Source organism: Gorillibacterium sp. CAU 1737, from assembly GCF_039888655.1.
Lineage (GTDB): Bacteria > Bacillota > Bacilli > Paenibacillales > NBRC-103111 > Gorillibacterium.
The window spans coordinates 160,613-179,966 of record NZ_JBDQQO010000001.1; the positions used below are offsets into that span (position 1 = coordinate 160,613).

General features: G+C 50.8%; 12 protein-coding genes and 1 riboswitch. Of the genes, 11 read left to right on the forward strand and 1 reads right to left on the reverse strand.

The window, feature by feature from the left end; translation table 11 throughout:
- Positions 1-17: 17 nt before the first annotated feature.
- Positions 18-1,070, reverse strand: a complete 1,053-nt coding sequence (locus AAFN83_RS00710) for an HD-GYP domain-containing protein (RefSeq protein ID WP_347766398.1) — start codon at positions 1,068-1,070, stop codon at positions 18-20.
- A gap of 151 nt (positions 1,071-1,221) precedes the next feature.
- On the opposite strand from AAFN83_RS00710, the gene AAFN83_RS00715 reads away from it, so the two are divergent.
- The 11 genes from AAFN83_RS00715 to AAFN83_RS00765 all read left to right on the forward strand — a co-directional run bounded on the left by AAFN83_RS00715 (position 1,222) and on the right by AAFN83_RS00765 (position 19,164).
- Positions 1,222-2,661: a bifunctional metallophosphatase/5'-nucleotidase gene (locus AAFN83_RS00715; RefSeq protein WP_347766399.1), complete on the forward strand. Its 1,440-nt coding sequence runs from the start codon at positions 1,222-1,224 to the stop codon at positions 2,659-2,661.
- 53 nt (positions 2,662-2,714) lie between these two features.
- Positions 2,715-3,533, forward strand: coding sequence for an undecaprenyl-diphosphate phosphatase (locus AAFN83_RS00720; RefSeq protein WP_347766400.1), 819 nt, complete (start codon positions 2,715-2,717; stop codon positions 3,531-3,533).
- 52 nt (positions 3,534-3,585) lie between these two features.
- A complete protein-coding gene (locus AAFN83_RS00725; RefSeq protein WP_347766401.1) occupies positions 3,586-4,698 on the forward strand; it encodes an HD-GYP domain-containing protein in 1,113 nt (370 codons plus the stop codon).
- 143 nt (positions 4,699-4,841) lie between these two features.
- Positions 4,842-5,975, forward strand: coding sequence for a radical SAM/CxCxxxxC motif protein YfkAB (gene yfkAB, locus AAFN83_RS00730; protein WP_347766402.1), 1,134 nt, complete (start codon positions 4,842-4,844; stop codon positions 5,973-5,975).
- Between the two features lie 51 nt (positions 5,976-6,026).
- On the forward strand, positions 6,027-7,376 hold the full coding sequence (locus AAFN83_RS00735; RefSeq protein ID WP_347766403.1) for a hemolysin family protein: 1,350 nt from the start codon (positions 6,027-6,029) through the stop codon (positions 7,374-7,376).
- Positions 7,377-7,401: 25 nt separating this feature from the next.
- A complete protein-coding gene (ytvI, locus tag AAFN83_RS00740) occupies positions 7,402-8,421 on the forward strand; it encodes a sporulation integral membrane protein YtvI (protein ID WP_347766404.1) in 1,020 nt (339 codons plus the stop codon).
- 185 nt (positions 8,422-8,606) lie between these two features.
- Positions 8,607-9,845, forward strand: coding sequence for an MFS transporter (locus AAFN83_RS00745; protein WP_347766405.1), 1,239 nt, complete (start codon positions 8,607-8,609; stop codon positions 9,843-9,845).
- A gap of 210 nt (positions 9,846-10,055) precedes the next feature.
- A riboswitch (cyclic di-GMP riboswitch) is annotated at positions 10,056-10,154 on the forward strand.
- Positions 10,155-10,207: 53 nt separating this feature from the next.
- Positions 10,208-14,305 (forward strand): fibronectin type III domain-containing protein, encoded by a 4,098-nt coding sequence (locus AAFN83_RS00750; protein ID WP_347766406.1) that lies wholly within the window; start codon positions 10,208-10,210, stop codon positions 14,303-14,305.
- 24 nt (positions 14,306-14,329) lie between these two features.
- A complete protein-coding gene (locus AAFN83_RS00755; RefSeq protein ID WP_347766407.1) occupies positions 14,330-17,362 on the forward strand; it encodes a fibronectin type III domain-containing protein in 3,033 nt (1,010 codons plus the stop codon).
- Between the two features lie 24 nt (positions 17,363-17,386).
- A complete protein-coding gene (locus AAFN83_RS00760; RefSeq protein WP_347766408.1) occupies positions 17,387-18,328 on the forward strand; it encodes a hypothetical protein in 942 nt (313 codons plus the stop codon).
- Between the two features lie 17 nt (positions 18,329-18,345).
- Positions 18,346-19,164, forward strand: a complete 819-nt coding sequence (locus AAFN83_RS00765) for a hypothetical protein (RefSeq protein ID WP_347766409.1) — start codon at positions 18,346-18,348, stop codon at positions 19,162-19,164.
- Positions 19,165-19,354: the final 190 nt, after the last annotated feature.

Here is a 19,354-nt window from a genome sequence, read left to right on the forward strand (position 1 = left end):
AGTGAGGAGAAGATGGGTTAAGCCGGTTCTTCTTCCAGAATGCGTGAGATGGACAACTGTGACAGTTGGGCGAGGTCGAGGAATTCATCCTGAACCTTTACGAGCGGTCGGAAAAAGTCGGTCGGATTGGTCATGACGATCGTACCGGTGTCCCCGGTGCTCAGAAGGACGGATTTGCCGATCAGGTTGGGCAGCATGTTGCGAATGAAGACCTGGGTCATCTTGGGATCCAGCTTGCTGAAGCTCATCGAATGAAGCTCGCAGAGCACATTCATCAAATCCTTGCCCTTGCGGTAAGGTGTTTCGGAGATCATGGCGCTGTAGATATCCGCAATGGCGATGATACGGGAGGCCGGTTGAATTTCGTCGGCACGAAGGCCATGCGGGTAACCGGATCCGTCCAATCGCTCATGATGCTGGAGTGCCGGCAGAGCCCAAGCCGCATTGCCTGTCGAATCGGCAATCATGCTGAAGCCGTATTCCGTGTGCTTCTTGATCTGTTCGAATTCATCAGGCGAAAGCGGTTCCGGTTTCAGGAGCAGCTCTTTCGGGATCTTCGTCTTCCCGATGTCGTGAAGATAGCCGGCTGTTCCGATCGAGTTGCATTCCGATTCCGGTAAGCCAAGCCATTTGGCCAGGTGATAAGAGATGAGGCCGACCTGCACGCAGTGGCGGTAGGCGTAATCATCCTTCTGATTCAGGGCTAGCAGCATGGAGGCAACATCATGATTGCCGCGGACGGATTCCGCCAAGCTGAGAAAGCCGCCCTCTGCGAGGTCTGCATCAATGAGTCCCGAGTCCAATGCGGTGTCATACAGGGCCTTGGCCGAATGAACGGCGACCTGCATCGTTTCCCGCGTCTTTTCGCGGTTGAAGGTGGTTGGAATCACCTTGGCCGACGAAGCGCTCGACTTGAGCACATCGATGTAGTCCAATTGATGCTGCAAGAGGCGAGCTAATGCATCGATGTCCAGAATGGTTCCGGAGGATAAGACGAGCAAGCCGTACTGGTTAAAGACGTCCGCCAACAGGACATCTCCAGCTTCTACATCCATAACATGGACTTTCATAGGATTCACCTGATCTTCTATTTTGTTTTCCTAGAATTATCATAGCAAGCGTTCCCATTCTTGGCAATTGAAATTCCAAGAGCGCTTCCTTTGCCCTTTTGGCTGGAACTTACTATAATAAGTCTAGCTCAAGCGGAAGAGGAAGAGTGCCATGCGAGAGACATCGCGGCTAGTTGTCCTACATATGAATGATGTGCACAGCCATTTCGAGCAGCTCCCGCGGATTGCCTCGATGCTGGAGCACATTCGTACAGAATCCAGCAGTACGGCTCCTGTCCTAACCTTCGATTGTGGAGATCATATGGATCGAGTCTCCGAGTTGACTGAGGGTACACGGGGAGAGGCGAATGTCGACCTGATGAATCATCTGAAAGTCGATGCGGCGATTCCTGGAAACAACGAGGGGTTAACGCTCTCTCTGTCCGACCTGGATCGTGCCTATGAACGAGCTCGATTCCCCATCCTATGCGCCAACCTGCTGCGTAGGGAAACCGGACAACCGCCTAGCTGGATGAAGCCTTATGTGATTCTCCAAGCAGGAGGATTGAAGGTAGGCGTAGTGGGCGTCACGGTTCCGTACATCGACTTCTATGTCCAACTCGGCTGGACGGTGATTGACCCGATAGAGGCGGTTGCGGCTCTCGTGACAGAAGTCCGAGCCCAAGCAGACATCCTCATCGTCCTGTCTCATCTGGGTCTCGAACAAGATCGGAGACTGGCTCGAGCGGTTCCCGGCATCGATGTGTTGCTTGGCGGTCATACCCACCATCTGTTGGAGGTACCCGAGCAGGTCAATGGGGCATTGATCTGCGGAGCCGGCAAATACGGAACTCACCTCGGTCGGGTCGATCTGGTCTACGATCACGACAAGCAGAGGGTGGTGGAGGTGTGCGGCTGCTGTCTCCCTGTAGAGAAGGGCGAGGAATCGCCGGCTATCCATCAGGCCATTGCACGGTGGAGGGATAGGAGCAAGGCGAACCTGGAGCGGCCCATTACCCGCCTGCTGGCCCCTCTCACGGCCGCCCCTTGCGGCGAGACTCCACTCGCGGATTCATTAGCCGATGCGATTCTGCGGCATACGGGAGCTGAGCTGGCGCTTGTTAACTCCGGACAATTGGTTGGCGGTCTCGCAGCAGGTGTTGTGACGGAAGGGATGCTTCACCGCATCTGCCCTTCCTCGATCCATGCTTGCACCCTGTCGATAACTGGTGCGGATCTGCTTCAAGCGTTGGAGGATTCGCTCCAACCCGGCCAGTGCACCCGAACGATGAGCGGCTACGGCTTTCGCGGAAAGGAACTGGGGGGACTCTGCTTCTCGAAGATGAAGGTATGGTATTCCGAACAGGTTTCCGATTCGACCGGCTCTCGAATTCTTCGGGCAGAAGTAAACGGAGTTCCTCTCGATCCTGCCCGGGATTATGACGTGGGAACCGTGAGCCTGTTCGTCTTTGCCAGCTTGTACCCTTCCCTCGCCAGGGGGCAAAACGTACGCTTCCATCTTCCGCTGCTCTTAAGAGAGCTGCTCGCGATGGAGCTGAAGCGGAACATCCCGGCAGCCGATGCTTGGGAGAGTCGCTGGATTACGGTGTAAGAGACACGCAAGATACGAGCAGGATTCTATCCATTGGTTAGAAGGAGGCTTCTATGCTGGACATTTGGAAAGCGATCATAATCGGGATCGTGGAGGGCTTGACGGAGTTTTTGCCGGTTTCTTCGACCGGGCATATGATCGTGGTGGGAAACCTTATCAAGTTTACCGGTCCAAAAGCCGATACATTTGAAGTAGTGATCCAACTTGGTGCGATTCTTGCCGTTGTGGTTCTCTATTGGAAGAGATGCTTGCGTCTGATTGGCATTCGCGATCAGAAGGCACCTGTTCCATCGAACGGCCGGAGCCTCAACCTTCTGCACATTTTGATCGGAATTGCTCCCGCCGGCTTGATCGGCTTCCTGTTTCACGACTATGTCAAAATGCTGTTTCGGCCTGAAACGGTGGTAATCGGCCTCGTTGCCGGCGGGATCTTCATGATCATCGGTGAGCGGACGAAGGCAGCCGCAACCCAGGCAATGACCATGGACGACCTGACGTATCGGCAGTGTCTGTACATCGGCATTGCCCAAATTCTCTCGCTGTGGCCGGGCTTTTCCCGGTCGGGCTCGACGATCGCGGCCGGGATGCTGACGGGGGCAACACGCGGAGCATCGGCGGACTATACGTTCCTGATGGCGATCCCGCTCATGGCAGCAGCAACGGGGTATGACTTGCTCAAAAACTTCGATCAGTTCACCTCGGCCGACCTGCTTCCCTTTGCAATCGGATTTGTCGTCTCCTTCCTCGTGGCGCTGCTTGCGGTGGCAACATTCATCAAGCTGGTCTCCCGCCTCAAGCTGACGTATTTCTCATACTATCGGTTCCTTCTCGCCGGGGTTGCTCTTGTCTTCATCCTGACAGGGGCTCTCTAAGACATCAAGAAGCACTACACCCTACTTTATTCGGAAAGAACGTGGATACAAGATGCGATTGGTCACAACCCGGTCATGTCAACCTGGAGCGAAGCTCGGCAAACCGATCTTCAGTGAAACCGGACAGGTCCTGCTCGGCAAGGATGTCGAGCTCACCGAGAGGCTGCTTGTTCGCCTTGAGGAGAATGGTGTGTATTACGTTTATATTGAGGACCCGCTCACAGAAGATGTTGTGATCGAGAGCGTCATCAGCGATGAGCTGCGGCGGGAAGCGACCCAGACCGTGCGAACCGAGTTTCGGAAAATGATGGGGGAGACGCTCAAGACCTCCCGTTCGGTCAATCCCCCGGATCTGGCGCGTTCCTTTCAACCGCTGATTCATTCGTTGATTGATGAGTTGATGCAGACTCCTCAAGCCATGATCATGCTGGCCGATATGCATGTGACCGACCATTACTTGTATCAGCATTCGATCAATGTCTGCCTATATGCGACGCAGCTTGGAATGAGCTATGGTTACAATCGCAATGACCTCTACATGCTCAGTCTCGGGGCGTTGATGCACGACATCGGCAAGACCAAGATTTCCAAGGAGCTCCTGCTTAAGCCGGGAAAGCTGACCGAAGCCGAATACGAGCAGGTGAAAAAGCATGCGGAATTCGGGTTTGACATCCTCCGAGGCATGCCGAATATCCCTCTGCTGTCCGCTCATTGCGCATTGCAGCACCATGAGCGCTTGGACGGTACCGGTTATCCGCGAGGGTTGAAAGGAAACGATATCCACGACTTTGCTCGTTGGGTAGGGATTGTGGATGTGTTCGATGCCATGACGACCCATCGGGTGTACCGAAGAGCCATGCTTCCCCACGAGGCCGTTGATATTTTGTATGCCGGCTCGATGAATCATTTCGACCGGGATAAGCTCTCCTGGTTCCGCGACAAAATTGCCATCTACCCGCTTGGAATCGAAGTAACCCTGAGCACCGGGGAGATTGGCGTCGTTGTGGACTTGAATGCTAACATTCCGCACCGACCTATCGTCCGGGTCATCGAGCTCGAAGAGAGCGGACCGGTCGCCGTTCCTTATGAGGTAGACTTGTCTAAGAAGCTTTCGGTGATGATCACGGATGTGAATCGCAGCAAGTTGGGCAATGTGCGACGGTGACAACCTTCGAATCAGCCTTTCGTCTGGAGTGGCAGCGAGCGCACTCCTTCCGGCGGAGGCTCGTTTTCGTTTTGCAAGAGTTTGCGCTACAATGGTAAGAATCTAAACGACCCGATGCGGTTGTCCAAAACAGGAGGGATTTCATGACGACATATTCAGCCAAACATCCTGATCCATGGGATCCGATCCATTCCCTGCGGAAGGCAGGCCGACATCGCTTGACCTCCGTCGAGCTGACTGTAACGAATTTGTGCAACATGCGCTGTGAGCACTGCGCCGTCGGGGATGCACTCGTCCTTCGCGAAGGGGAGAAGCTGCCGCTCAGCGTCGTTCTGCGGAACTTGGACCAAGCGGAGGGGCTTGAAACCTTAAGCCTGACAGGAGGGGAGCCCTCCTTCAACCGGGAAACGGTAGAGAAAACAATGCTGCCGCTGCTTCGGTATGCGAAGGAACGCGGGCTCAAAACCCAGATCAACTCCAACCTGACACTCGATTTGGAGCGATACGAGCTGTTGGCCCCCTATTTGGATGTTCTTCACATCACATACAACTACTCCGGCGCGGATGATTTCTACGACATCGGGTTCCGACACAGTGATCGGCTGGTTCCACGTGCTGCTTCCGACCGGCTCTATGCGAATCTGTTGAACAATGCTCGTGCGTTAACCCAAGGCGGCGTATTCGTCTCCGCCGAGACCATGATCAACTATCGAACATGGGATAAGCTCCCGGCCATTCATCGTTCCATTGCCGAGCTTGGTTGTCAGCGCCATGAGGTTCATCCGATGTATCCCAGCGATTTTGCAGCGGCGCTTCCTTCCCTTCCCTTGGAACGAATGAAGGAATCCATTCGCAGCTTGCTCGCGGACCGCGACCCGAACGTATGGATCTTGTTCGGAACGCTGCCGTTCTTCGCTTGCAGCTCGGATGACGATGATCTCGCTTTGCTGCGGGAGCTGCGTCAGGCCGCTAACGTGACCGTGCGCAATGACCCGGATGGGCGCAATCGCTTGAACGTGAGCTTGTTCACGGGAGATATCCATGTGACGGACTTTGCTTCCGTGCCGTCCGTGGGCAACATTTTGACTCACCGCCTTGATGACGTCTTCGATCATTGGCTGGCGCTTCCGCTGGCCCGCTCCGTCAGTTGTCACTGCCCGGCTGCTTCTTGCTGCGGCCCAAACCTGCTTGTGGCGGACATGTATTACCAGGGAATTGACTTTACGACCCGAAAAGCTCGGACCGAGGATCAACCGAACGTTTCCATTCGGGCTTAATTGGGGTAATGATGTTGAAATCACTTATTCTTTGGATCCGAGGGGAATGCCATGGAGCTTCATTTGGATTGGTCCAAAATTGCATTGAACCTAACGCTCGTTCTGATTCTGGTTGGCATTAACGCTTTCTTTGTTTCGGCGGAATTTGCACTTGTGAAGATGCGCAGAACCCGGCTGCAGGAGCTGGTTAACCAGGGGAGCAGCAAGGCCCAGCACGCCATTGCGGTGACGAGCCGACTTGACACGTATTTGTCGGCATCCCAGCTTGGCATCACGCTTGCTTCACTTGGCATCGGGTACGTGGGCGAGCCCGCCATCGCGGAGCTCATCTTCGATCCGATCCTGCAAGCACTGCACGTGAACAATGAGACCTTGAGCCATGTGCTTTCTTTCCTCGCGACGTTCTCGACGATCACCTTCCTGCATATTGTGCTGGGGGAGCAAGCTCCCAAGTATTTGGCGATTCAACGCTCCGAAGGAACCTCCCTGTTCGTTTCGGGTCCGCTTATTGTGTTTAACAAACTATTCCGACCGATCATTTGGGTGTTGAATGCCGCTTCGAAGGCAGTGCTCAAGCTGCTTCGCATTGAGCCCTCCAGCGAACACGAGGCGCATACAGAGGAAGAAATTCGCATATTGCTTGGACAGAGTGCCAAAAGCGGGCACATTAACAAAGACGAGCTGGCCCTCTTCGATAACATCTTCGAATTCTCCGATCGCCGCGCTCGTGAAGTCATGCTTCCTCGAACCGATATGGTATGCCTTTATCTTGACGCAACGATGGAAGAGAACCTGAGCACCATTTACGAGACCAAGCATACACGCTACCCGGTGGCCCTGGAGGAGAAGGACAACATTATCGGTTTTGTGCACATTACGGATATTCTCACCTCTCCTCGGGAGGGGTTGACGGACCTTCGTCCCTTCCTGCGCCCCATTCTGACGGTTCCCGAATCCATGGAGGTCAGCCAGGCACTCCGGTTGATGCAGAAGAAGCACTCCCAGATGGTAATTGTGATGGACGAATATGGAGGAACCGCAGGCATCCTCACGGCTGAGGATATCCTGGAGGAGATTGTGGGCGATCTTCACGACGAATTCGACAATGACGAACGACCTGAGATCGAGGTAAAAGGAGACGTTGTTTCGGCGGACGGCCGCGTTCTGCTGGAAGAACTCGCACCCGAGCTCGGCTTCGATCTGGACGACGATGAGGTCGATTCCATCGGCGGCTGGATGTTCAAGAAGCTGGAAGGTGAGCCGATGGTCGGAGCAGCGGTCACGTTCCACAATCGAGTGTTTGTCGTCGCAGAAATGGATCGCTTCCGAATCCTGAGGGTGACGATCACGAGAATCCCTGAGGAAGCAGACAGCAGCTCTGCCGGTATGGAGAAGGAATGATATTCGGGTTGGAGGTGGTACGGCCATGTCCATTCGCAATCTTGTCTCGCTCTTGATTTTGTCGTTGCTGTTGTATGGGCTATTCCATTACGGTGCTCCCTTTCTGCTGGCCCTCGTTCTTGCCCTGTTGCTCGATCCGATTGTGAAGCTCATGATGAGGGTCAATCGCATCTCGCGCCGGCTCGCTTCCATTCTGGTCTGTACCTTGTTCACGCTGCTTCTCATCCTGCTCATCTATGGGCTTGGCAATAAGCTCGTGAAGGAGACGACCGAGTTCGTCAAGACGCTGGATACCGATCAGATCATCACACAGGTAACCGCAACGGCTGAAAATATGATGAACTCGATCTCGCCCAATTGGGCAGAGACGCTGAAAGAGGGACTTAGTACCGCTCTTAGCTCGTTGAGCGGCGCGTTATCCGGCTTGTCCGGGTACGTTCTGTCCTTTGCGGCGACCATTCCAAGCTTCTTCCTAAGCTCCGTGGTGTTCCTGCTCGCCTTGTATTTGATCTCGATGAGCTTGCCCGATCTGAGAACCGCGTTCCTGTCCTTCTTCGAAGAAGAGACTTCGCAGAAGATGGGTTCCGTTCTGGACGCGCTGAAGAAAGCGATCAATGGGTTCCTTATCGCCCAGCTGATCCTGAGCCTCATTACCTTCCTCATCATGCTGGGCGGGCTGTTGATCCTGGACACGGGCTATGCGCTGGCTCTCTCGTTCCTGGTGACCGTGGTGGACATCCTTCCGGTATTTGGGACGGGATCGGTTCTCATCCCCTGGGGAGTCTACGAGCTCGTGACCGGCAATGGCTTTCTCGGGATCGGCCTGTTGATTCTCTACATCATCACCCTGGTCGTGAGGCGAGTAGTGGAGCCGAAGGTACTCGGCAATGCCATCGGCATCGGTGCCCTACCGGCGCTCATCAGTCTGTTTGTCGGATTCAAGCTTGTCGGAATTGCGGGACTCTTCCTCGGCCCGTTGTTTGTCATCATCTTCAAAGCGATGCGCTCCGTGGGGCTTCTTCGGATCAAGATCAAGCTGGAGTAGTGCGATCCTTTCCACAAAATGTCCCTAAAGGTGAGCATGCAGACAGGACCTTCTCAATAGCCTCTTACGAGAGGCTTTTTTCTTTTTCCCCGGCAATCATTTTGTGTTCACAAAAATGTTGATTTTATAGGGGCATTCCGGTTATCATAGATGAGCTGTATTCATGATCTGACAAGGGGGCAACCATGAGCAACACTTCCGAATCGCCGTTATCGTTGTTTCGCAACCGGTTTGTTCAAGTGATCCTGATGTCCGGCCTGCTCCTGCAGATCGGAATCTGGGTGCGCAATTACTCGATTTTGCTGTATGTCACGGAGATGACGGATGGAAGCAAGATCGCGGTTTCACTGATTTCCGTTGCGGAATTTCTGCCGATCTTCGTCTTCTCCTTCATTGGTGGGACGTTTGCGGACCGCTGGCGGCCCAAACGGACGATGATCTGGTGCGATTTTTTAAGCGCCGTCTCCATCTTCGGGGTTTTGCTCGCCATTCACTTCGGAAGCTGGAAAGCGGTATTCTTCGTCACTTTCGTCTCTTCGATTCTATCGCAATTCTCTCAGCCCTCAGGGTTGAAGTTATTTAAGCTGCATGTTCCAGAAGCGCTCATGCAGACCGGGATGTCGGCTTATCAGACGCTGTTCGCCATCTTCATGGTCCTTGGTCCGGGCCTTGGGACGGTTGTTTTCAGCAACCTGGGCATCGAATGGGCGATCGCCATCACCGGCGTCGCATTCCTCGCCTCCGCCGGCGTGCTCGTTTTCCTTCCGAAGGATCGGAAGAGTGAAGCCTCCTCTTCGGGCAAAGCGGTGTGGGACGAGATGAAGGCAGGCTTCCGCTATGTGTGGTCCAGCCGGCTTCTGGCCCGTCTCGGCAGTTGCTTCTTCTTTGCCGGGTTGGGCATCGGCCTCATCCAGCCGCTCGCGATCTTCCTGATCACCGAGCAGCTCGGATTGCAGAAGGAGATGCTGTCCTGGCTGCTCACGGTCAACGGCATCGCCATGTTGATCGGCGGAGCGCTGGCCATCGGCTTCGCCAGCAAAATCTCGCCGCAGAAGCTGCTCGCTCTGGGGACGATGGTGAGCGCCATCTCGATCGCCATCTGCGGCTTCTCCACGGTCTTCGCCGTCACGTTGGTCGCGCAATTCTTCAGCGGCCTCGTCGGTCCGTTCATCCAGATCGGCATCAACACGATGGTGCTTCGCAACACGGAGGAGGCGTTCGTGGGCCGGGTCAACGGCATCCTGAACCCGCTCTTCATGGGAGCGATGGTCATCACCATGTCGCTCGGCGGCTGGCTTGCCGGGGTGTTTACCCTGACACCGGTGTACCTGCTCGCCACGGTGATGCTGCTCGTATCGGCTTTCGTGCTCGTCCCGCTCTTCCGCGAACCTGGCGGAACCAGTCCTGCTCAGGAAGCGGCATAAATTGGTTGAACGGAACTCCGGCTCGCGTTTGGCGAGCTGGAGTTTTTTGTGCGGTTTTTCCTGTACCAACCTGGAATGGATGGAAGAAATCATTTTCAGGAGAAGTCGTTCGGAAATTATACATATTTTTGAAAAGGAAATGTGCTAGGATAATAGAATTACTTGTGATGTGCAAAAAGTAGGAATATTGGTCGAAAGATGAGCCAATTGAACGAATAAAGGCAAACCCGGACGAAAGACGGGGACGCAAAGCTATGGGCCTAACGCTGCAGATTGTGAATCTGTGGACATGGTCGCCAGGCCGCCGAACTCAATTGGCTTTTTTCTGTGCAAAAATATTGATTCGATCTAGGGGGCTAGTTATGTCTAAGCTTTTCGGTTTTATTTCCAAGTGTCTTTGTCTGCTACTATTTATTAATTTGTTGATTCCTGCTTTTTCTGATTCCGTATCGGCTCAGTCGGATGCCAGTCTGGTGAAGGTTAGCTTCCAAAGTCCATTGCTAGACCCGCCTGTCGGGTACGTAGCTGACTTTGGCGAGATCATGGGGGACCGAAATGGATTCCAATATGGCTGGAACTTCGACCATACATCAGAGACTGTAAGCAATGCCACTTACAGCAACTCTCAAGATTCCTCGATCCGTATTCAACCAGGTGGGGAATGGACCTTATCCTTAGAAAATGGGACTTATCAAGTGCAGGTGACGGTTGGAGATGCTGTATATGCGAGCATGAACTCTATCTATGTTGAAGGAACACCCTTTTGGGTCAAGAGTGCTCTTCCTGCCGGAAAGCACGCTACCCTTCAAAAAACGATCGTCATCACTGACGGGCAACTGACTGTCAATCAAGGGAAAGAAGAAACGGGCTTAACCCGATTGAACAACATTGAAGTGTCTAAGCTTCAAAAACATACCCCGGTCCTCAATCCAGCAAAGATTTTGGAGGAAGCCGTGCCCAATCAAATTCCGGGAAATAAAGTCTATCTATCCGGGACGATGGTTAATGAGCATAGCGCGCCTCCATTTATGCGCGTGGATGGTTTGAAGGAAGCCATTGGGGATTCCATGACCAACCAAATCAAGGTCATAGATGATGAGATCAACCAATACCGTCAACAAGCCAGTTTAACCAGTGGAAACGATCCTGCTTCGATTCAGCAGGTAATTCTCAACCATCCGAATCCGACACCTATTGTGAGAGCAGGAATGTTGAATCTGGAGTCGGATGCGACTTGGGGAGCGCCGAACAAGCCAGTTGTCCTGATCTTAGATGGATTAAATACAAACCGGAATCTATCCATCCGGGTCTATGGAACATTGATCGTCAATTCGGATCTACACGCAAACAATTCGTTAACCATTGAAACCATAAAGTGTGGCTCTGTTCAAGGTGATCTTTGGGTTAAAGGGGATCTCCATTTAAACAATGACTCTCAACTCCATATTGCCAATCAGTTGTACGCAGGGAATCTGATTTACAACGGGGGCACCTTGAAGGTTGATGCCAAACAGGTTTTGGTTCGGGACAACATGAACATTAACACGGTTGTTCAGATGGACATTCGTGATGAGATGCTCATTGGTGAAATCATATCCAACAATCGGACCGCAGATTTGAATGTGAAAGGCGGAGACTTGTTTGTTCGGGGCCAGGTCAGCATTAATAATCAGCTTACTGTAAAGACAGGCGGTTTGTTTGCAATGGGAGGGAATTTGGTATCCAACTCCAAGCCTCTCATCGAGAGCGGTAGTTCTGTTGGGCGCACCAAGCTGGATTATACGTTGTATGGACTTAAAGCAGAGTATTATCCCGAGAAGAACTTTTCCGGTCAGAGGACCTTGAAACTGGATGATGCCATCAATCTGACCTCTCAGCCGAAATTGGGTAGCCCTGGGTATGAAGATAACGAATTTTCGGTTCGATGGACAGGACAATTAACGGCGAACTACAGTGATCTTTATCAATTCATCGTAGATATCAAAGGCGGAGCCCGTTTGTGGATCAATGACCAGTTGTTAATTGACAACTGGACAGGAACGACGGATTCCATGAAAGGGGAAGTCTCGCTTGAAGCGGGACAAGCCTACAACATCAAGCTGGAATACAACAGCGTTTACGGGAACCCAACGGCTCGGCTCCAATGGGAATGCGCTCAGCAAAACAAGGAAGTAATTCCACGAATTCAATTTAATCCTTTCAAAACACCAGAAACATATGGCGTTGCAACGGAAACCAGCTTCTCACTTCAATGGGAGCAAGTCTTTAATGCGGATGGGTATGAGCTTCTCTTTGATGGGAGCTTGTATTTGGTTGACTCGTCGGCATCCTATTCGTTTGATGATTTGAAACCGGGAACGCTTCATACCTACCGGGTCAGAGCAGTCAGCGGGGATTTAAAGGGAAAGTGGACACCAACACAAGAGTTTTGGACATTGCCGGATGTTCCCGAGAACATTCAGATTACTTCCACCAGCAAATCGATATCTCTCAGTTGGTCACCGGTAGAGGGAGCAACTGATTATGAGGTGGAATTTAACCATGACATTGTCGATATCGGCAATAAAACGAGCTATGAAGTGGCGGATTTAAATCCAAATATGCAAAAAGTATTTCGGGTGAGGGCCAAGAACAGCAGTGGGGTTGGCAAATGGAGCCGTGTGATTGCGAAAGCCACACTAGTGGCAGTACCCAAAAATCTTCATGGAGAGGCATTTGATCAATATGTTCAATTAAGTTGGGACTCCGTCTCAGGAGCAACTTCATATTCCCTTGAAGCAGACGGGATCCTGTTTAGCAATATAACAGAAACATCCTTTCAACATACTGGATTAACGGCGAACACCGCTCATCACTATCGGATTCGAGCTAACAATGCAGATGGATACAGCGAGTGGAGTGATCCCATTGGGCTTACCACTCCCCCTTCCGTTCCGACTGGACTAAAGGGGGAGGTATCGGGAGATAAGATTACCTTGTCATGGGATGCAGTGTCAGGCGACGTTACCTATGAACTAGAGGCTGACGGAGTCTTGATCAGCAAATTAACCAAGACACAATACACACATGAGAATTTGAAGTTGAACTCAGAGCACACCTATCGGGTTCGGGCTAAAAATGCCTCGATTGCCGGCCAATGGTCATCGATCCTCGGCATGACTACCCATGCAGGGGTTCCTTCAAATGTTAAGGGGCGAGCGAGCGCTACTGAGATCGAAGTAACCTGGGAAGTGGTCTCAGGCGCCACCGGGTATGACATTGAGGTGGATGGAACCGTCATTCGTAGTGGCATGATCCCTTCCTATACCCATAAAGGCTTGGCTCCTATAACCGAGCATATGTATCGAATCCGTGCACGAAATGCAGGTGGGGCTGGAGCTTGGAGTGCTCGAATTACTTGTGTCACTTCATTGAATCGACCCGAATCACTAAGCTCGGAATCCTACCTAACCTCCATTAAGGTTTCGTGGAAGCCCGTTTCAGGAGCAACCGGGTATGAGCTTCTAGTAGATGGAGAAAGCATACTGGTTGGAGCGGCTACCGAATATGAACATGAGGACCTAGAACCGTATTCTTGGCATGTGTACCGAGTAAGAGCTTTATATAAGAACCAAGCGGGGGAATGGAGCGCACCTTTGACCCAATCAACCCTGTTGGGCATTCCTGGTAACATCCAGGTTGAAGCAGGCAGTGACCAAATCGCACTCAGTTGGGAGCCAGTCACCGGTGCAACGGGTTATGAAGTCGAGGCAGATGGAGTGATTAAAGAAACCGATTCAACCTACTTCCGACATAGAGGCTTACTGCCAAACACGGAGCATCATTATCGAATTCGGGCCAAGAACGATCGCGTCGTCAGCGCTTGGAGTGACTGGACCACCCTAATCACAGGGATGACGGCCCCCTCCGTTCCTCTGAATTTTACGGCGACGGCGACCACACATTCCATTCAGCTCTCATGGACTCCTTCTGTTGGAGCGACTGAATATGAACTTGAGGTGGACGGCAAGATCATGCCTGTCATGGAGACAAGCTATGTTCATAATGGCCTATCTCCGAATACCACACATACGTACAGGGTAAGAGCCAAGAATGCCGTCGGTGTCAGTCTTTTTACCAACAAATTGAAAAAGAATACAACACCAGAGATTACCATGAAGATCGATAAGGACACCTCGTTTAACTTTGTAATGGTTATACCTCAAAAACAAGGGCTTTCTACCCGGCAGGTAACCGTGACGTATAATGCCGATCAGCTTCAAGTGGAAGATCTTTGTGCTCAGACAGCTGCGATTGAGAAGGCACCAGGAAAGATAGCGGGAACCCATATCACGATTGTCTCCGTGGTACCAGGCAAGATTGTATACAGCATTGAGAATGCGGATAAGACCGTTATGAACAGCGTGAAATTTTCAGCGAAGACAAATGAGTTCACGAAGGTAACGTATACGATTGAGTAGTTAGTGAAAGGAGAATCATCACGTATGGAAAAAATACGACTCGCTCTTGTTTTCATACTTGTTATTTCGCTAGTTTTTCCTGTTAATACGGGGTTTTCTGAGGGGCAATATTACGTATATGACAAATATGGCTATGACACGACACTTATTACGGAATATTGTGTCGAGTATACAACAGATATTTTCTACAACAGCAATGGAGAACAGACGGGGTCATCTACCTATTGTATTAAATATGAGCCTTACGCCGAACCCTTTTACGTGTATAGAAAGACTAGCTTTATTGAAAGTGTAGTAGCACTCGATGGTTCTTATAGTAGTTCAGGGTATACAAATGGTTTTTGGTACGAAAGAAGAGGCATTTATAAGCTTCCGCAAATGGAAATCATTACACCTGTTAATCAAATGGTTATAACTGAACAATCAATAATCCCAATTCTCAAGGTTTCGGGAACAAGCGGGTCCACATTGTCTGTAAAATACTACATTGATTCCGAAACAACTCCTCGTGGGACTAGATTAATCACGAATGCAGAAACACCTCAAGTTGTAACATTTGACTCGCTAGATATAAGAGGCTTGTCGGAAGGAGTCCACACATTAATGTTTAGTGCTGGTGATGAATTAAAGACGATTGAAGAGCTCACTTCAATCGTCATCGATAGATCTAACCCTACAATCGATTCAATAAATTCATCAGCTACTGAATCGCAAATCACACTTACAGGCTCTGCTCATGATGCACTCTCGGGTTTACATAGCAGCCCGTATAACTTCACCATAGGTTCAGTATCCAGTGGATGGACTTCCGAGAATACCTTTAGTCGTACAGGCTTAACTCCAAACACGGATTATACCGTTAAAATTGAAGCAAAAGATGCCGTAGGACATGTCGCTAGTCAGACGCAATCCGTCTACACACGAGCCGAGAAGCCTTCCTTGTCGATCTCCGCAACTACTGAAAATTCATTCCGCCTCTCGTTGTCGGATCACAATCCAGCCGGAACCCAATACCTGATTCAGGCTGGAGCTCAGTATGTGAACAGCTCAGGAATCATCACAAGCACCCCAGAGTGGATGAGTCCTGCAAATAAGAGCATTACGGTAAGCGGGCTTACAGCGGGGACCAGCTATCCCTTGCAAGTGAAGGCACGGAACACACAAGGGGTGGAAACAGCAAGCAGCTCCTTCATCGCTACGACTTTACCTCTTCCCCCATCCAACGTAATCGATCAGTTGTCTCAACAATGGATTAAACTCAGCTGGCCTGCGGTGGCTGGAGCAACCGGCTATGATGTAGAAGCCGATGGCATTGTCAAAAATAACGGCTTAAACACCAGCTACACACATAGTGGATTAACAGCCAATACACAGCATACCTACCGGGTTCGAGTTCGGAATGCTGGAGGGATTGGTGCCTGGAGCGCATGGCTAACCAAGCAGACCTTGCCGGATCCCCCGCCAGTGCCAGGAAACCTCAAAGTTAATGGAAGATCGCAGACCAGCTTGTCGCTCTCCTGGGATTTAGTTCCTCGAGCTACCAAATATGAGGTAGAAGCGAATGGCTCCATCATCTACAATGGCAATCACAATTCGTTTGAATCTACCGGTCTTGAAGCGAAAACAAACTACCGCTTGCGGGTTAGGGCGAGCAATACCGGAGGAGCCAGCGAATGGAGCCCTGTTCTTCAACAAGCGACTTTGCCGAATCCTCCTCAAATGCCGAAGGGAATATCGCCATCCCTTTCGATCCATTCGGTCGAATTGAATTGGCCTGTTGTGGAGGAAGCAACCGGCTATGAAGTGGAAGCAGATGGATTGATCATCGAGAATGAGAGCAAGACGTCATTTGTCCACAAAGATCTAGAGGCGGTAAGCAACCATACCTACCGCATTAGAGCGAAGAACGAGGGGGGGAAGAGCCCCTGGAGCGAGCCGCTTCGTGTTGTTACTCACCCTGAAAAACCGATGATGCCAACCAATATTATGATGTCATCGGATGCTTCGACGATTACAACGTCATGGTATGTTGTCCCCTATGCAGCCAGCTATGATGTTGAAATGGATGGAACCAGCGTGGTGAACGTGGAGGGAAGCTCCTTTGTTCATGAGAAGTTGACTTCAAGCGAGAAGCACAGCTATCGAATAAGGGCAAAGAATATTAGTGGGGACAGCGAATGGTCCAAACCCGTCGTCATGTCAACTTTGCCACCCGAAGCCATGAGCACTTCCTTGACGAATATCGTCGCAGTAGTCACGAACAAATCCATTCTGCTCTCTTGGGATGCGGTAGATGTGGATGCCCGATATGACATTGAAGTGGATGGGAAGTTGCTTGATAACGGACAGGATACCCTTTACCAGCATTCCGGACTCAACCCCGAAGAGTACCACACTTACAAAATCAGGGCTAAGAATGCAAATGGTCCTGGGGATTGGGTGGCAGTTCTTGCTCTATCGACCTTGCCCAACTTGCCGGATGCTCCTGATGGAATACAAGCCAATGCGGATCAGAAATCCATTGAGCTCCATTGGGGGAAAGTGGAGGGGGCAACCGAATACGAGCTGGAGATTGATGGCCAGCCCGTCGATATCGGGAATCGGACAACCTATCTTCATGAAGGGTTATCTTCCGGTACTTCGCATACGTACCGGGTGAGAGCCAAGAATGCAACCGGAGTAACGGCCTGGAGCCCCGCACTACAGAAGAGTACCAAAAGCCCGGATTATGTGATTCGCACAAGGAAAAATGAAGTCTTTGATCTATCCTTATTTGCATCCCATGTTCAGGATTTTAGTGAAATGACCTTCGTGGTCACCTACGATCCGAATCAAATGGAGCTTGTGGACTTATATGACTTTACACCGAAGACGGACCTGCAGGAATCAGGCCTCATTCCAGGCTCGAATCTGACCGTTACGTACACACCTGGAAAAATCACTTTCAAAGTGGATCAAAATATCGTGCCGGGCACCTCCTGGACGGGTGAGCTGACAACGGTTCTTTTCCGAGGAAAGGTCAATGGGGATGTCACTCTACATGTCACGGTGGAATAAGGAGCTTCTGAAAGGATGAATAAAATGAGATGGAAACCGCTATCCAAAGGGATTGCGATGATCGCTGTACTGGCCCTTCTCGCTCAGCTGGCGATTTCCTTTGCCCCCGAAAAGCTTTTTGGGGAGACCAAGGTGACGGCTGCTGATAAGCAAACGGCGGCTGATTTATCCAATCTGACGGGGGCCTCCACAACGGCGATATTGAAACTTAAGAAATCAGGGCTTAATTGGAACGAAATCGCCGAAGAATTGAAGCATAATACCCCAAAAGAAAACACATTGGATACAGGGGCCCGAAGCACCTTGTTAGCTGAATCCGGTCTGGGTGAGGCGTTTCTTGACGAGTTGAAAAAGGCAGGATACAACGAGGAACAGATTCAAGAAGCGAAGCTTCAAGCGGAAAGAGTGATCTTTCAATTGGAGGAGCTGACCCGCGAGACGACAGCCAACTCCATACAGCCGAAAGTGAATAGACTTGTGGACGAATCCCCGCAAGAAAAGAGACAAAGCATGTACATCCAACTGCAGAGTAAATTTGATGAAAAGAAGGCCATTTCGTTTCTATTGCAGCTTCAAGAGAAACTGGGTTCCAGTAATGCTGTTCTAGACGAATACTTGCTAAGCCTTCAATTGGATATGGACCTGGAAGATTACCTCAAGGACAAGGAGCAGTACGAGCAAGACAAGGAGCGGAAGAAGCTTGGATTCACCGCAGACGAGCTCGTCACCTTGGACTGGATCGAGAAAGACATGCTGAACAAACTAAAGAATCAGACAAACGATGATTCGAGTGAAGCTGAGTCCTCTAATGCATCCTCTCCCAAACAACCTTCCTCTTCACCTCTTCAGGACAAGGACTCTGGATTGCCGGAGTTGACAAAACCGGAGGTTCAATCGGTTAAGCCCTTGAACCCTACCGAGCAAATCAGACAGGAGATCGAAGCGCTCAACCCCAATCATCGGTAAACGGAGGATAACCCTTTATGTGGCATAGACAAAAACGAACCAAAGTCATTCTGATCGTGATCCTGGTATTGGTCATAGGACAAACGAGTGTGCTCGCCTACTCCCAGATGGATCACCCTTTCGGAAGACTTTTCTCCTCTCGGGCGAATACGACCTCTGAGCAATCGAACAAGGACTCTCGTTTAGCTGAGGCCAAGACAGGGGATTCGGGCTACGATTCTTTTCTTACGAATCTGAGTGTGCAAAAAGAATTCAAAAACGAGATTGACCGCTTGCTTGCCGTGGGCTACCCCAAACAGGATATTTTCATTGCCTATGACTTTTTGTTTCAAAACTATGGATTGATGAATGAATTGGAAGATTTGTTACAGCAGAAGAAGGCCGGAAAGGGCTGGGGACAGCTATTTGATGCTTATCTGAAATCCCACCCGGACTTCATCCCTCGTTCCTTTGATTCTCAGGAGCTTGAGGGCTATCTGGAGAAAGATCGATTGACGTCCGATGATGTCATGATTGCGGATCGAATTTCCTTCGTAACACAGAAACCCGTGAAAGATATTGTGGAAAGACGGCTGGAGGCTGGAAATTGGAGTCAGGTATGTGTAGACGAGAATGTGATTCAGAATCCCGTTAAGCTTCCACGCGTCCAAATCACTACCGAGCAGTTGGATCAATTCATGAAATCCAGCAAGCTGAGTGAAGCGGAAATCACCAAGGCCTTTGTGTTGGCGCGGAAGGTTGCACAGCCTTCGGAATCGGTTGTCAAGCTCATGGGCCAAGGCCTTTCGGAAACGGCTATTCTGGCTAAGCTTTATCCCATGAAATATCAAGATTAATCAATCGTTCGTATTCATATAAGTTTGTTTTGACTCTGTCGGAGGTGCAAGCTTTGAATAAAGTCATCCGTTCTTTTCTACTACTCTTTCTCTTCTCCCTGCTGCTCTTGCCTGCGGCGCATGCCGAAACCTTGCAGGAGAGATTAAATAACCTGGTTGGGCCTAAGCAGCAATATAATACGATGCTTTC